This is a genomic window from Mesorhizobium sp. C089B (assembly GCF_030323125.1).
Classification (GTDB): domain Bacteria; phylum Pseudomonadota; class Alphaproteobacteria; order Rhizobiales; family Rhizobiaceae; genus Mesorhizobium.
Genome location: NZ_CP100469.1, coordinates 4467652 through 4480305, shown reverse-complemented (window position 1 = coordinate 4480305; position 12654 = coordinate 4467652). Strand labels below are relative to the sequence as shown.

Annotated in this window: 11 protein-coding genes; 6 read left to right on the top strand and 5 right to left on the bottom strand. The window is 58.0% G+C overall.

Going from position 1 to position 12654, the window contains the following annotated elements:
- The first annotated feature begins 192 nt into the window (after positions 1 to 192).
- The 3 genes from NLY44_RS22140 to NLY44_RS22130 all read left to right on the top strand — a co-directional run bounded on the left by NLY44_RS22140 (position 193) and on the right by NLY44_RS22130 (position 3895).
- Positions 193 to 984: a hypothetical protein gene (locus NLY44_RS22140; RefSeq protein WP_156941027.1), complete on the top strand. Its 792-nt coding sequence runs from the start codon at positions 193 to 195 to the stop codon at positions 982 to 984.
- A gap of 86 nt (positions 985 to 1070) precedes the next feature.
- Positions 1071 to 1316, top strand: coding sequence for a helix-turn-helix transcriptional regulator (locus tag NLY44_RS22135; RefSeq protein WP_023805887.1), 246 nt, complete (start codon positions 1071 to 1073; stop codon positions 1314 to 1316).
- Positions 1313 to 3895: a phage/plasmid primase, P4 family gene (locus NLY44_RS22130; RefSeq protein WP_023805888.1), complete on the top strand. Its 2583-nt coding sequence runs from the start codon at positions 1313 to 1315 to the stop codon at positions 3893 to 3895. The genes NLY44_RS22135 and NLY44_RS22130 overlap by 4 nt, the downstream gene beginning before the upstream one ends.
- Before the next feature lie 871 nt (positions 3896 to 4766).
- Here NLY44_RS22130 and NLY44_RS22125 read toward each other — a convergent pair.
- From NLY44_RS22125 to NLY44_RS22115, 3 genes are read right to left on the bottom strand one after another with little or no spacing between them, the layout of a single operon-like run.
- Positions 4767 to 5201 (bottom strand): ubiquitination-like system serine protease family protein, encoded by a 435-nt coding sequence (locus NLY44_RS22125; protein WP_023805889.1) that lies wholly within the window; start codon positions 5199 to 5201, stop codon positions 4767 to 4769.
- Positions 5188 to 6369 carry a ThiF family adenylyltransferase gene (locus NLY44_RS22120; protein ID WP_023805890.1) on the bottom strand — a complete coding sequence of 394 codons (1182 nt, stop codon included), beginning with the start codon at positions 6367 to 6369 and terminating at the stop codon, positions 5188 to 5190. The genes NLY44_RS22125 and NLY44_RS22120 overlap by 14 nt, the downstream gene beginning before the upstream one ends.
- Positions 6344 to 6628 (bottom strand): multiubiquitin domain-containing protein, encoded by a 285-nt coding sequence (locus NLY44_RS22115; RefSeq protein WP_023805891.1) that lies wholly within the window; start codon positions 6626 to 6628, stop codon positions 6344 to 6346. Before NLY44_RS22115 ends, NLY44_RS22120 begins: the two co-directional genes overlap by 26 nt.
- A gap of 123 nt (positions 6629 to 6751) precedes the next feature.
- Here NLY44_RS22115 and NLY44_RS22110 point away from each other — a divergent pair, with 123 nt between their 5' ends.
- Both NLY44_RS22110 and NLY44_RS22105 read left to right on the top strand, forming a co-directional pair.
- On the top strand, positions 6752 to 7096 hold the full coding sequence (locus NLY44_RS22110; RefSeq protein ID WP_023805893.1) for a helix-turn-helix transcriptional regulator: 345 nt from the start codon (positions 6752 to 6754) through the stop codon (positions 7094 to 7096).
- A 1-nt stretch (position 7097) separates the two neighbouring features.
- Positions 7098 to 7673 carry an ImmA/IrrE family metallo-endopeptidase gene (locus NLY44_RS22105; RefSeq protein WP_023805894.1) on the top strand — a complete coding sequence of 192 codons (576 nt, stop codon included), beginning with the start codon at positions 7098 to 7100 and terminating at the stop codon, positions 7671 to 7673.
- Between the two features lie 351 nt (positions 7674 to 8024).
- Here the strand turns inward: NLY44_RS22105 and NLY44_RS22100 are convergent, their stop codons facing one another.
- Positions 8025 to 8261, bottom strand: a complete 237-nt coding sequence (locus NLY44_RS22100; RefSeq protein ID WP_023805896.1) for a hypothetical protein — start codon at positions 8259 to 8261, stop codon at positions 8025 to 8027.
- A gap of 330 nt (positions 8262 to 8591) precedes the next feature.
- Positions 8592 to 9572: a YcaO-like family protein gene (locus NLY44_RS22095; RefSeq protein WP_286455005.1), complete on the bottom strand. Its 981-nt coding sequence runs from the start codon at positions 9570 to 9572 to the stop codon at positions 8592 to 8594.
- A 346-nt stretch (positions 9573 to 9918) separates the two neighbouring features.
- Here NLY44_RS22095 and NLY44_RS22090 point away from each other — a divergent pair, with 346 nt between their 5' ends.
- Positions 9919 to 12405 (top strand): adenylate/guanylate cyclase domain-containing protein, encoded by a 2487-nt coding sequence (locus tag NLY44_RS22090; RefSeq protein ID WP_023805898.1) that lies wholly within the window; start codon positions 9919 to 9921, stop codon positions 12403 to 12405.
- Positions 12406 to 12654 lie beyond the last annotated feature (249 nt).

Below are 12654 nucleotides of genomic sequence, written 5' to 3'. Positions count from 1 at the left end.
GGAAAAGCCGGCGACGTAACGGTGATGGCTGGAGCGGAGGCGGGCAGGTCGATGGACTTCAACACGCGAACTGCCGAAGCATCACGGGTCTTGCATGTCCGTGAAAGCTTATTAGTTGGGATTCACAGCCAGCATCGATCGTCCGACAGAAGGGCCGGCCGAACGTCCACCCCTGGCGGCCGGAGGATCGTCTTGACAGAAAAAATTGTTGAAGTTGGGGAGAATTCATGTCGTGCAACATCTGATGGAGAGACCGCGACCATTTCATCTCAGGACGCGATGCAGGTTGCACGCCGCGTTCGGCGCGTTAATCCGACAGGCGACCCGAGGATAGATACACCCTTAGTCGGCAAAGAGAGCAGCCTATTCGAAGCCATGAAGCGAGCTGAGCAGGCGCACAGAGATGCCCTGGCGGTGAAGGCTGCGGCTCCACTCCAGAGGACGGCAAATAGAAAGGTGCGAAAAGCGCTCGAAGCGGCTCTCAGTGCCGTGGAGAATTCGTCGGTCAACTTGGCCATGATGGACCTCGATCTCGATAGGTCATATGAGGAACCGGACAATAATCGTGACCTGCCGGGCTTGCTTAGGAGAGCCGTCGCCGGCCTGAAAGCGAACGAGCACCTCATCGCTACGACCACTGACAGGTCGCTTCGTGCACCGTTGAAGGATGACGAGGGCAGAGACGTTCGCGTCAAGACCAGCGGTCTGAAGGCACTAGCTGGCGTTTTGTTCGACTACGTCCGAACCGAGACTGATCTACCCTGGAGCGATCAATGGGAAGAAGACGAGTCGGTAGCCAACAATGGAATGAAGCTGGCAAAGAAGTTAAGGAAAAAACAAAATGCATTACGGAAGGAAAAGCCGACCCAGGCTAGTAAGAAAAAGCCTTCTGCACTTTCTTCTATGCTGGTGTACGAGGTGGCTCGGCTCATCGACCCTGGATACACACACGACCAATGCTCGCAAGCGATGCGGCCGCGTTAAACCTTGCTCTCCTCACCGGGTTAACGCTTTTGCCCCGAGCGCGCTCCTCACGCATTCCTCCAGTCACTGGTTACTGGAGGTGAAAAGTGGCAGATCGCTTTATCAGCATGGACGAGGTCATTGACCGGATCTCGTTCTCCAAAACGCACATTTATCGCAAAATCGCGGCAGGCTCGTTTCCGAGGCCAGTACCCCTTGGGCCACATAAAATTGCTTTCCTTGAACGGGAAATCGAGCAGTGGATGGCCTTGCGATTGGACGCCCGCGACGCTTTTGAGGGGGTACATGAGCGCAAGCTGCGCGCGGCTCGTGCCGCCAAAGGCACTCAATGAATCTCGGGTCGAAGGTTGTGCACCTCGAGGTGCCGTCTGGAGCGGCCGAAGGGGTAGATGGGCAGCAAGCCATCACGCCCGAGATGACGCCGGAAAATGGCGACGGCATGGACGACAACAGGTTGCATGCGTTCCTGACAAGTCGACTGCCTCTGGCCGTGGTAAGAATTGACAAACGCGCCGGCCCAAATCAGCGGTCGACATACTGCCGCGTCTTCAGAGACATTGACCAGGCCGTAGCATGGGCTCAGGCGAGCAACCTGGAAGGCGATCATATCTACGTCATCAACAATGCGCCGCCCGAAGGGTGGGCACCCCGGAATGGAAACCCACCAAAGGAAGCTGAGATCGCGCTGCGTACCCGGCTTCAGGTTGATCTTGACCCTGCAGGCGAGGATCATGATACCGCCCGCAAGCATGCGCTGGAAGTAATAGCGAGCATGCCATTGCAGCCCACGATGATTGTGGACAGCGGTCGCGGCATTCAGGCGCACTGGGACTTGGTCGAACCCACGGCCGACATGCAGAAAGCGAAATCCGCAAATGAGGCCCTGATCGGGTGGCTGCGCAATGCGACCTTGCCAACGTTGGTAAAGGTTGACGGTGTTGCAAACGCGAATCGGATGATGCGCCTTCCGGGCTGCATCAACCACAAGACCGGCCGGACTGCGGCTATCATTTCAGCTAGTTCGGACCGCACTTATTCGCTCGAGCACTTCGCTGCCTTTTCGGTTGTAACAGTCCTCCCGGTGTCGTCACCGGCACGAGCCGACGAGCCGTTCCATCCGAACTTCGCAGATAAGGTCATCGGGGCGGACCCAAGCCCGATGCAGCGTGATCTGCTGCACGAGTTGTCTCACCTGACACCTGGAGATTTGGATTCGGTGCCTGACTTGGCGAATCTGCCGACAGATTTGGCCCGGATGCAGGCGCGGCTGGGTGTACGAGGACCCAAGGACATTAGGCTTAGCGCCGACGGTCAGGCGATCAGGGTTCCGCTTGACGAGGCGGGATATACTGAGAGCGAGGCCTCTCTTGCCTTTGCGGGAGAGTGTGTCCGAAGCGGCGCCCCGCTGGAGCTCGCACTCTCCTTTCTGGTGAACGCCCACTGGGCGATCGGAGGTCATGCCAGCCGTCAGAACGACAAGTTTCGTGCGGCGCAGCGCGCGCTCGCAGAGGCGATCCTGAATAACGAGCCGGCGCCTCGCGTTGCCGGTGTCGACGGCGCGCCGGCATTCAGCCAAGAACACCTCGCGCTGATTTTTGCCGAATCGCACCGCAGCTCCATTCGCTACGTTCCGGAATGGGATCAGTGGCTCGTCTGGGATGGCCATCGGTGGGCAAAAGATAAAACGCTTGACGTTCACGACCGGGTTCGCCGCCTGGCGCGCGACGCTGCCCGACGAGTTGAGAGACCTTCTGACGCTTACAGGCTCTGCTTGGCAAGTACCAGCGCTGCCGTAGAGCGCCTTGCGCGCTCCGACCGGCGCCTGGCGGTGCCGGCAGAGATCTGGGACGCAGACCTGAGGGTGTTGAACACGCCGGACGGTATGGTCGACCTCGATACGGGAAAAGTGCTTCCGCACGATCCCAGTGCGCATTGCACGAAGATGGCCCGCGTTGGCCCCGCAGGTGAAGGGATTGCGCCCGAACGGTTTCTCCGCTTTCTGTCGGAAGTGACTGACGGCGATCAGGAGTACGTCGACTATCTTCAGCGGATGTGCGGCTATTTCCTCTCCGGCGAAACGTCTGAGCATGCATTGTTCTTTGCCTGGGGCACAGGTCGCAATGGCAAGTCTGTGTTCGTCAATACGGTCCGATACATCCTGGGTGACTACGGTACATCCACGGCGACGGACACGTTGACCGCGAACAGCCAGCCACAGCACCCGACCGAATTGGCTGATCTTCGCGGAGCGAGGCTAGTCACGGTGCAGGAGACGGAGGACGGTCGGCGATGGGCAGAGGCCAGGATCAAACAGATGACCGGCGGCGATCCGATCAAGGCTCGCTTTATGCGCCAGGACTTCTTCGAGTATGTCCCGCAGTTCAAGCTGTTCATTGCCGGAAATCACCGGCCCGGTTTTACCACGGTAGACGAGGCGATCCGGCGACGTATCCATCTGCTGCCGTTTACGGTGACCATTTCCGAAAAGAATGTCGACCGGAATCTGGAAGGAAAGCTGCGCGACGAGGCGCCGGCCATCCTCCGCTGGATGATTGATGGGTACAGCAAGTGGCGCGCACAAGGACTGGAGCGACCTGCCCGGGTCAAGGCCGCCACACAGGAATATCTGCAGGATGAAGATCTATTGGGCCGATGGATCAGCGAGTGCTGCGATCGTGACTTGACTCACAAGGAACCCGTTGCGGACCTCTTCGACAGTTACATGATCTGGTGTCGGGCAGCCAATGAACGCGCCATTTCTAAGAAGAAGTTCAGCTCAAGCTTGAAGGATCGCGGCGAGCGACATGACGACACCGGCGGAAAACGCGGGTTTATCGGGCTGAGGCTAACCGCCGACGCCCGCGCCGCAGTGCGGAGTGCTCGTTCGGTCGTTGACGCCCCACCGTTCTGAGAGGCGTCATGCGGATTATGCACATGTCCTGCTTTCCCCAAGAGTAAGGGGGCTGGCCGTGCCTTTCACTTACAAAGCAGGGCGTCCGCATAAAGCGCATAATCTTGCCCCCTCCTTTGGGCTCTCCGTCTCGCTGACTGCCGGTTGCGCTAACGTTGTCGAGGCATCGCACCTTGGCGCATGTGCCAGTTCGACGAGCCTATGTCACAACCGCGTCCAGCCCCGGCGGATAGTCGTCAGGGCACTGCAAGGAGCAAATATGAACGCAAAACTTTCTCGAAACACAGACCTTCGTCTAGCGCTCGGCCAAAATCAGTCCCGCGAACAGTGGGAGCAATTCCATAATCGCAACCCTACTTGGCGCGTCGGATCCGTCTCATGGGCGGTCCGGCAGCATACCCCTCTCCGATCGCGACATCAGTTCGGAGCGGATGGTTTCTCAGGGTTCCAACTGACGGCAGACGAACGGAGCTACACAGTGGTCGTCCTTGCGGATGACCCAGTGGAGTGGACACTACTGGGCATTCATTCGTTTCGAACTTTTACCCAGTCGATGCTTGACCCTATGGCGGTCCGCCATCTCATCGACCTCGCGGACAGGGCCGCGATGAAAACACGTGTCGGTAGTTTCGACCCATTGATCTAAAATAGCTCGGTGGTGGGTTGCCTATCAAACGGTGCCAAGGCCGGTCTACCGTCGGGGGTGCCGGCCTTGTCTTTCTAAACATGCGGAAGGTCGCAGCGCTCGGTCAGGTAGTCATTGGCATCATAACGAAACACAATGGCCGCCCGAAGCTCTCGGCCAATCCCGCCTTACCCCCCTCGCCCACGCGCGTGTCGATGACAGATCGGTCTGACCGCGAAAACCGGACTAATCCCGCCACCATCGTTTGACCGCGGAAGCCGCCGACGTCCAGATCGTCGCAACGCCTGCCAGCAGCCGACGGCGCCAACCAAGCCTGGAAGGCGCAAGGCGGATAGCGTCTTGAACATCTCGCCTTTGCACAGCGGCGATGACATCAGCCGACATCTCACCCGCCCACAGAACGCGGTTGTCCGAGACGATGTAGTGAGACCGGCAAGGAAAACTCCAGTTGCCGACGGAAGGGTGCAGCGAGACCCTGCCACCTCGTTCGGCCATGCTCCATTTGGCGGGATTCAGCGGCGTCACCACTTCATGACCGCAGCCGCAGCAGCAGAGATGGGTTGCTGTCGAAAAACGCCGCGAGACGTACAGGACGCCCGCCTCGACATCGTCGGGAATATATTCGACGAACTTTGGCTGAAGACGATCAACCGGCGCCATTAGGCCCCTCGGTGATGATTTCGCCGCTCGCGATGGAATATCCGAGGTAGACCGAGTGCCGGCTATCCCGATAGATCGTCGCCACTTTCTTCCATCGAATGACCGCCAAGGCCGCGTTCAGCGCGTTTAGCTCCGCGATCTGGATGTTGCTGGTATAATCGTTGGCCTGGCCGGCGTCGTCCGCATAGGAAATATGCGGTGCGGCAAGGTCGCGTGTTTCGGGCGTGCTGACGGTGACACGTACAATGCCCCCAAGGCGCCCATCGTCGACTGTCACGCCCATGCCGGCGTCGACGAACGAGATACCATTGGCCACGAGATAATCAATGACTGCGCGCTTGGCGGGGCCGACATCCATGCAGACAAACACAAAATCGAGGCCGGCAAACTCTCCGACGTTCGTCTCATCGAGAAAAAAGGCGTGCGGTTTGATTCCGCGGTGCAAAAGCGAATAAATACCAGCAAACCGGTCGACTTTCAGCATGCCAGCCTTCAGTTCATCCAGACTGGCAGCTCCTGGTGCGCGGAATGCGTTGTGCTGCGAAAACACATCTCCATCGAAGAGATGGATTTCTGCGACCGAACTCTTCGCGACGAGATCAAGAATATAGCTGCCGGTGCCGCCGAGGCCCGCAATGGCGATCTTTTGTCCAGCAACCTTCGAGTTGATCGCGCCGATACCCGAGCGGCTCGTTGCCGTGTCGACATACTGGAACACTGACTCCTCGGCCTCGGTTGCGATGGCTGGAAAAATCCGGGCTGTCACGGTCGGATCGAGCTTTGCGGCCTCGCCGGCGATGCGCCCTATGTAGGTGGTCATCTTGTGGTGGTAGTTGCGGTAGTCCGCCTTGGCGGAGAAGGTAAAGGCGGCATGCAGACCAGGGGCCAGGTCGTTAGGTTCGGCTCCATTTTCGATAGACCTGATTTTGGAGCCGTCTGCATGGCAGGGGTGTGCTCCTGTCCAGTAACAAACGTGCGTCCCGGGCTTAACGGTGACATCCCCTGATAGGGATAGCGGGGAGACCAGCGTCGCGCGTTCGATCGTGCACACAGAGGTGACGAAGGGGACGTTCCTGACAAGCAGGAAACCGTCCCGAATGTCGATGTCATAGCCCTCATTGCGCAGGCGGAGCAGATCTGGACTAAGAGCGATTGGTCGACGTGACATCGAACTCCATCCCGTCCTTGATTTTCACCGATTGGCCTTCGACCAACGTGCCCGCCGGCTTGTTTCCTTGTCCGCGGGTGTACTGGACTGTGTACTGAATACCATCGCCCGTTGGATGGCCGGGAAAGGCGATCTCCACCACTTCGTCGAAGGTGATTTCCTCCTTCTGGGGCAAAGTTTTCACACGTCCGTTCACGATGATCGTGACCGTGTTCGCTTTCCCGTCTGGGGCATTTTGCGCGGCGTCGGCGACGTCCATGGCTTTCTCCTTGATGCCGGTTCGAGCAATCAATTGCGAAATCGCAATCGATTTGATACCAGTAAGGGAGATTCAGAGGAATTGCAAGATCGCAATCGATCCCTTTTTCGCAACGGAGACGACGTGACAGACAACTTTGATACAGAATCATTCTTCGCAGCACTGAACGCGACTCGCCTGAGCAAGCAAATGACTTGGAAAGATGTATCGGAGGCGACCGGAGTTGCCGCTTCCACATTATCTCGCATGGGCCAGGGCGCTAAACCCGATGTGAACGGACTGGCTGCCCTACTGAAATGGTCGAAGCTCAAGGCTGAATCGTTTATACCTGGAACGACGGCAGGCGAGGCACCGGCACTAGCCAAAATCACCGCGCTCTTACGCGCCGACCCCAACCTCACGCCGACAAACGCCAAGCTGATGGAGGAGATTGTTCTCAGCACCTACAACAGGTTAAAGGAGAGCTGACTTGGCATTTCGGCATGGCTTCAAGGCGGACGCCAACCGCATCGCGCTTAAAGTGCGCGAGCAGATGGGCCTTGGGCCGATCGATCCGATCGATCCCGTCGCGATTTGCTCCGAGTTTGACATTGTCTTGCTAAAGCTCAGCGAACTCGGCTGCGACGCCAGAGCATTTCTTGGCAGGGATCAGTCGGCATTTTCTGCCGTGACCGTGCCGCGCGGTGCGACCACTGCGATCGTCCACAACGATTCGCACCATCCGTTTCGACAGCGCAGTAACATCTGCCACGAACTGGCGCATTGCTTCCTTGGACATAAATGTACGCCGCCGCTGACGGCAAAGGGCGAGCGCTCCCGAGATGGTGGAATCGAGGCAGAAGCCAACTTCCTTGGCGGCTGTCTACTCATCTCAAATGAAGCAGCGCTCAATATCGTCGGCCAAGGGCTGATATCGGTTGCCAAGCAGCTTTATGGCGTCAGCCAACCAATGCTGGACTATCGATTGCGCGTCAGCGGCGCGCATACCATCCATGCGCGCAAGATCAGCTCGGGTAGCCGCAATCGTGCCGGCGCCCCTTCCTAGGCTGGCGATAAGTCGCCGCTTGTTGAGCTTAGCTGGCGGACTGGCCTCCATCGCCTCGCGGTTGCCGCGAGAGGGGACCCGGAAAAAACCGGTGCCAGCGTTTTTTTGACCGGGGAGGGGGTCCCTCAACGTCTGACGGTGGCGCCGGCGTCGCAACATTCAGGCCGGCGGCGGAGCTCGAGCGCTACAGCAACCAGAGAAATCGTGCGCGTCAGGTTAACTGACGCAAGCCGCCTTCCAAAATCTTCCGCGCTGGGTGCATCGATGGGTACGCCTTCGCGAGCTTTGCCATCGAATGGCGCATCTGCTCAACGAGCCAGCTACTTTCCACAGCCTTGTCTATCATAGCGTTCATTCGCTTCTTACGATTCGTCGAAATCGATCGATGCTTGCAAGCATCGACGGGCGGATTGCATTCTCGAAATCCTGCCACATCGAGGCGATTTCGAATCGAAGCCGTGGCGAGCGAGCGCCCGGTCCATCAGGAAAATGCTTGATCGAAGCCATCCTGTTTCGCGCAACCGTCACATTGATTGCGTCGTCGGTTAGTCGGTCGCTTATATCCTCAAAGAGCGAGACATTGCCCATTTGCCGATCCTCAGGAGGGGCCCAAGGAGCCATCATCTCCGCGGGCACTCCCCGTAGGCTCCCCGAAGCAATTTTCGAGACAGCGAATTCCAACGTGTTCCGGCGTTTTGCACGCCGACACCCTAACCTTTGATAGAGTATGCTGCTGCCTGGTCCGCTGCCCAGAAACTTCTACGTCAAATCGGTCCACCCTCTTCAGTCAGGAACCGCTCTTCGCGGGCGACTTGGGCGGATTGGAACTTACCATCGCCATGATGGGCGGCGCCCTCTCGCCAACACGCGTGTCGATCCAGATCTGTGGGAATGGGACGATCAGCTGAGGCCGCTAAACTAAATCAAAAGCAACGGCTGGTCCGCTGGCGAACCGGCGTCGTAGCTTAAATCGCGGCCATCGGGAGCAAGGAGACGGGCTCTTGCGAACCGTGGTTTGTAGTGACAAAGGCGGGTCGATAAAGCGCGAAACACGGGAATGCCTAATTCCGCTCGTGTCATTTCGGCAAACCACAAATCAATTCCTCTGTGCGCCAAGGCGTTAAGTACGTCGGACAGGTCTCGCTCAACCGCAGGAGGAGATCGATTTGGCGCGACCTGTTGGATCGAGGCCAGTTTCAGAGGCCGGGTCATCATTGAGACTTTCTCTCGCCATCGCTCCCAACCTCCAACGTTGTTACCAAGCGCACGTGCAGCTCCGAGCGAAATCTCCATCTGAAGCATTTCCGTCAAGGCGGCTGTGGCTGCTGATTGGAGGCTTTGGCCAGCAGAAAAGCCTAGCGAGACATCCTTGCCGTCCGGTTCTGCTGAAGCAGCAGCCACCACCGGGATATCGATATCTGAGGTAATATCGAAGAGCCAAGTTCGACGTCCGCGATCCAACAGCCAGTCGACAAGCGTTTCGATGCCAAAGAGAGACGACAAATCAATCGTTTGGCGATGCCTTCTGCCATACCACCACCGACCTGTCGCATCCCTCTCGACTAGTTCCAAGATAGCCGCAAGCTTTGCAGCGTCTGCGGTAGTCCCTGCCGCGCAACCATTGCTATCGCCGACGGCTATCGCGTCCTCATCGCCAGCCTCTCGACGTCCTATAAAGGCGAAGTCTGCCGGTATGAACGCCTCATCGCCGCCAAATGCATCCTCAACCCTAAGCCAATCCAGCACCGCAGATTGATGCCTGATCGGCGGCCGCCAGTCGAAGCCAGTGTTTTCTTTATTCCACGCAACGCGGGCTATGATCTGATCTGGACTGAAGCCGTTCAGGCTTTCAGGTGCGATTGCCGCCGGTCCGATCTCGTCTACCTTAGCGGTGATCACCGGCTCGTCCCCCACGAGCAGCAACTGAAGAGTTCTGCTGCCTCGCCAAGGCAACTCGCTCGGCAGCCGTCTATGCTCAACCCTCGACCACTGGCCAGTCTCCCCGTTTGTGGCATTGCTGCGCGCGGCATCGTTGGCAATTGCAACAAGGCACTATTAGGAACCGCGATCGCAAAGCGAACCGGAACGTCTGTCACAGGTAAGTTAATCACGTTGAACAGTTCGCCGACCCTGGCGAGTTCGCTAAAGCCGTCTGTGAAACCATTTGCCATCAGTTCGTTGTACCGTCGACTAAGCCCGCATTGGGGAGCAGAATAACACATTCGACAGGGCATCGGCGGCGACTATGGAAGCGAGATCGGAGCGAGCGACCCTTAAATCAATCCTGTTTGCGGACCTGGCTCAGTATAGCCGGCTAACCGCAGCCGACGAACTTGGAACACTGGATCTCGTTTCGCAGTGTTTCCAACTCTTCCAAACCCATTGCGAGGAATTCGGCGCCGAGTTCATCAAGACGACAGGCGACGGGGTCCTGATACTGTTCGACGGCGTATCGAACGCCATTGACTACGCCATGTTCATGCAGGGTTGCCTGGCTGACCTCCTGGACAGGAGAGCGCACTACAGTCGATTCCGGATCGGATTGCATATTGGAGAGGTTCATCGCCGTGACGGCGACGTGTTCGGCCATGCGATAAACGTGGCTGCCCGGGTGCAGGCTATGGCCGAGCCAGGCGGTGTATGTGTGACCCAGGACGTCTATTGGGCGGCCCGCAACACCGGGCGGTGGCGTTTTCGGTTCGCCGGTAGGCCCGCCTTGAAGAACATGCCTGAGCCGCTGACGCTCTACAGCGTGGTTGCCTCCAACCTTGCCGATGTCCCGGTCAACGGCGATCAGCGACTGATTTCGGTCATCGATGGGCTTGGCCTTTACAGGGAAGATGGCGAAGCAATCGCATTGCGTTCCCCGAAAGCGCAGGCACTGATCGGATATCTCGCTCTATCCAGCAATTTCCAGGAGGTGCATGACCGGTTGGCCACCTTGATCTGGCCAGAACGAAGCCCGGTAGCCGCTCGGCGTGCTATGGCGAACTGCCTGCAGAGCGCCGAAAGATCAATTGCGGGCGACTCGGCGGCAGGAATTCTCAGGCGCGGAAATATTATCGGGTTGAGCCCCTCGCGCATAACCGTCGATGTCGTTCGCATGTTGAAGGACCTTGGAGAGGGCAAGATCGACGAGCTGCTGCTCAGACGATCGGATTGGTCCGATGCGATCCTGTTTGGCCTGGAAGACACCAGCGACCTGTTCAGCGCGTGGCTGAGCGTCACCAGGCACAACTGGCGTGACCACGCATTGGAGGCCTTGGAGGCCATGCTGGAACGCTTCGAGATTTCCGAACCTGCAATGCGCAGGGCAGCAAATGCCCTCTTGGTGCTTGAGCCCAGCCATGAGCGCGCTGCGCGCTGTCTCATCCGCCACCATGCGGAACTGCAGAATGTCGCCGCTGCAATGCGCGTCTACGAAAATCTGCGCGACGTTCTGCGCGAACGATATCAGTTGCTGCCGAGCACGGAAACGACGGCTTTGGCCGAGGCCCTCAAGGGTCCGGAGCCGCTATTGTTGAACCGAAAGAAACCACCTCGGCCGAGCGGACCCGCGCCAACGCTTGCGGTCGCAAAATTTGAAGCTCGAACAAAGAAAATCTCTCTTTTGGTCTGGGGATTCCGCTCCGAACTCATCGCCAATCTGTCCAAATTTCGTGAGTTCACAGTCATCGAGTTGAAAGATGCCGCAATCGAAAGCCCCAGAACGGACTATCTGCTGGCGGCGCAATGCGTGAACAACCAGGACGACATGCAGTTGATCGTCTCGGTAAGCGATGCCAACACGAACCAGGTTATTTGGAGCGATTCGTTTCGATTTTCACTTGGAAACTGGCTAGCCTTGCAGAAGCAGCTGGTCGGAAGGATTGCTTCCACTTTGGAAGTTTACCTGTCGCATGACAGGCTGTCGCGTCAGGTCAGGGGTCTCCCGCAAAATCTCAATGTCTATGATGCGTGGTTGCGCGGCGAGGACTTGCTGACTCGCTGGACACCAGATGCCGAAGACGAGGCCCAACGGCTGTTCGAAGGCGCTATCGTTGCTGACCCGAACTTCGCCCCTGCCTACGCCAGCCTGGCCAGCATTCACAACGCGCGACAATTCATCCGACCGGGAATTGCTGGCGATCCTTCCATAACGGAGAGGGCTGCCGAGCTCGCCCATCGCGCTGTGGCCCTAGATCCCCTGGATGCACGCAATCATTTGGTCGTCGCCTGGTCGACAGCTATGACCCGACACTTCGAACAGTCGGAAGTGCACTACGAACTGGCCGCAGAACTCAACCCCAACAGTCCCAAGACACTGGTGTCGGCTGCTTTGGGTATGGCGTTCATGGGCCGCGTCGATTCTGCGTCGCGTCTGCTGGCGCGTGCGATAGATTTGACATCCATGTTTTTGGACTATCAGTGGTCGCACATCGCGGTAATCCGCTATTTTGCCGGCGATTTCGAAGGCGCAATCGCGGCGGCCGATCGGTCCAAGAACGCGATCGTCGACACCGCCGGGTGGAAAACTGCCGCCCTGCGCAAGTTAGGCAGAACGGATGAAGCTCGCTCGGCGCTGATGCAGTTGCACACGTCCATTGCTGCAGCCTGGGCAGGACCTGCACCCGCGACGCCGAAAGACATCCTGGACTGGTTTCTAGGCGCCTTCCCAATCAAGCGGGACGAGGATCGGCGCGACCTGGCACGGCTATGCCAAGTAGATGTGCATGCGCATAAGCTACCTTGATCCATCCGTCAGCACTACGCCGTTATCGATGCCGTTCCAATACTCGCAGGCTTTCAACCCCGATGAGACAAAGCGAAACTGCTGACTTGTGCCGAGCGTTTGATAAGTTCATACTAAAATACGTCCAGGGGAAATACTATGGCCCGCCCAGTGTAACAGCATTCACGATATTCTGGTGCCCGGCGAAGCCCGGCTAGCGCATCTCGGCTTCAACCAGGAAGTTCGCGGCGTGCTTGGCCGGAATAGAGC

Excerpts from the sequence above, each read along its gene's own strand:
- NLY44_RS22125 (WP_023805889.1), bottom strand. The coding sequence starts at position 5,201 with ATGGCGCCGGTTGATCGTCTTCAGCCAAAGTTCGTCGAATATATTCCC.
- NLY44_RS22130 (WP_023805888.1), top strand. The coding sequence starts at position 1,313 with ATGAATCTCGGGTCGAAGGTTGTGCACCTCGAGGTGCCGTCTGGAGCG.
- NLY44_RS22115 (WP_023805891.1), bottom strand. The coding sequence starts at position 6,628 with ATGGACGTCGCCGACGCCGCGCAAAATGCCCCAGACGGGAAAGCGAAC.
- NLY44_RS22100 (WP_023805896.1), bottom strand. The coding sequence starts at position 8,261 with ATGGGCAATGTCTCGCTCTTTGAGGATATAAGCGACCGACTAACCGAC.
- NLY44_RS22090 (WP_023805898.1), top strand. The coding sequence starts at position 9,919 with ATGGAAGCGAGATCGGAGCGAGCGACCCTTAAATCAATCCTGTTTGCG.
- NLY44_RS22120 (WP_023805890.1), bottom strand. The coding sequence starts at position 6,369 with ATGTCACGTCGACCAATCGCTCTTAGTCCAGATCTGCTCCGCCTGCGC.